Origin of the sequence: Pseudomonas sp. (assembly GCF_050739995.1) — a bacterium.
GTDB lineage: Bacteria > Pseudomonadota > Gammaproteobacteria > Pseudomonadales > Pseudomonadaceae > Aquipseudomonas.
This window is the reverse complement of record NZ_JBOICG010000292.1, coordinates 1-1965: the sequence shown is the minus strand read 5'-3', so window position 1 is coordinate 1965 and position 1965 is coordinate 1. Positions and strand designations below refer to the sequence as shown.

General features: G+C 63.6%; 2 protein-coding genes. One reads left to right on the top strand and one right to left on the bottom strand.

Annotation, left to right across the window (positions count from 1 at the left end; genetic code table 11):
- On the bottom strand, nt 1–874 hold an 874-nt coding region (locus tag ACRESD_RS09990), incomplete at its 3' end, for a LysR substrate-binding domain-containing protein (RefSeq protein WP_431750763.1).
- A 111-nt stretch (nt 875–985) separates the two neighbouring features.
- Between ACRESD_RS09990 and ACRESD_RS09985 the strand changes: the two genes are divergently transcribed.
- The coding region (locus tag ACRESD_RS09985; protein ID WP_431750762.1) for a 5-guanidino-2-oxopentanoate decarboxylase at nt 986–1965 on the top strand (980 nt) is incomplete at its 3' end.

Genomic DNA, 1965 nt, shown 5'->3' with positions numbered 1-1965 from the left:
GTTCAGGAGACGTTGCCTGACTCACTAGCCACTCCATCAATGCTTCCAACCCTGCCGACGGCTCAGTCCCCGGCGGATACACCAGGTAATACCCCATCCCCGTCAGCACCCGCAGTTCGAACGGCATCGCCAACCTTCCCGCCATCACATCCTCGCCAATCAACGCACTGTCGCCAATCGCCACGCCTGAACCTTGTGACGCCACCGTCATGGCCAGATCCAGTGTCTCGAAATGATGCCCCTGGGCCAGATTGCTCAAACGGGTGTTCGCCGCTTTCAACCACAACGCCCAATCCCGTTCATCCCGGGTGGGGTGCAGCAGCACCTGTCGTTGCAAGTCTGCCGGTGTGTGCAAGCCTGCGAGCAACGCGGGGGCGCAGACCGGCGTGAGTTGCTCATCGAATAAATGCCGCGCCTCGGCCGATTGCTCGGCGATGGGCGCATAAATCACCGCCGCATCGAATTGCTCACGGCGAAAGTCAACGGTGTAAGCCACGGTGGTGGTCAGTTCCACCGGCACATCCGGGCGTTCTTTTTGCCATTGCATCAGGCGCGGCAGCAGCCAACGCATCACACAGGTAGACGCCTTGAGTTGCAGGGTTTGGCGGCGGCTGCCGATCTGCTCCACGGCATCACCGATCAGGCCAAACACCTGCTGCGCCCGCAGCGACCATTCGCGACCTTCGTCAGTCAGGCTCAAGCCCCGCGCCTGGCGCTGGAACAAGGCGTAGCCCAAATGGTTTTCCAGCCCGGCAATCTGCCGGCTCACCGCGCCTTGGGTAATGTGCAACTGCTCGGCGGCGCGGGTGAAGTTGCAGCACTGGGCCGTGACCCAGAACGTGTGCAAGGCGGGCAACGGTGGAAGGCGCTTCATTGGAATCGAGCCATGACGTGAGGACATGGCTAGTATGACTTTTTATCGATTGTTGCCGCTACCGGCCAGCCGCTCCAATACCGCCTCGAATCCATAACAAGAGCGACAAGCATGGCGACCTGCGGCGAAGTATTGGTCAACCTCCTGGAAAGCTACGGTGTGGAGCAGGTGTTCGGTATTCCCGGCGTGCACACCGTGGAGCTGTACCGCGGCCTGGCCCGTTCCGGCATCCGTCACGTCACCCCGCGCCATGAACAGGGCGCCGGGTTCATGGCCGACGGCTATGCGCGCACCAGTGGCAAGCCCGGCGTGTGCTTCATCATCACCGGCCCCGGCATGACCAATATCACCACCGCCATGGGCCAGGCTTATGCGGACTCAATCCCGATGCTGGTGATCTCCAGCGTGCAATCGCGCAGCCAATTGGGCGGCGGGCGCGGCAAGTTGCATGAGTTGCCGAACCAGAGCGCGATGATCGCGGGCGTGGCGGCGTTCTCCCATACCTTGATGTCGGCCGCAGAATTGCCCGGCGTACTGGCGCGGGCCTTTGCATTGTTCCAGGCCGGTCGACCGCGCCCGGTGCATATCGAAATCCCGTTGGATGTGCTGGTGGAAAACGCCGATGCGTTGCTGGGCAGCGAGCCCATCAGCGTGGCCCGAGCCGGTGCGGCGCCGTCGGCGGTCAAGCAGATGAGCCAGTTGCTCGCCGCAGCGAAACGCCCGCTGATCCTGGCGGGTGGCGGCGCCATCGATGCCGCCCCTGAACTCACGCCCCTGGCCGTAACCCTGGGCGCACCGGTGGCCCTGACGATCAATGCCAAGGGCATGCTGCCCTCCTCTCATCCGCTGCTGATCGGCTCGACCCAGACACTGGTCGCCACGCGTGCGCTGGTGGCCGAGGCGGACGTGGTGCTGGCCATTGGCACCGAGCTGGCGGAAACCGACTATGACGTGACCTTCGCCGGCGGCTTCGAGATTCCGGGTGCGTTGCTGCGTATCGACATCGACGCCGACCAGACTGTGCGCAATTACCCGCCCCAAGTGGCGCTGGTGGCCGACGCGCAAATCGCCGCCACGGCCTTGCTGGATGA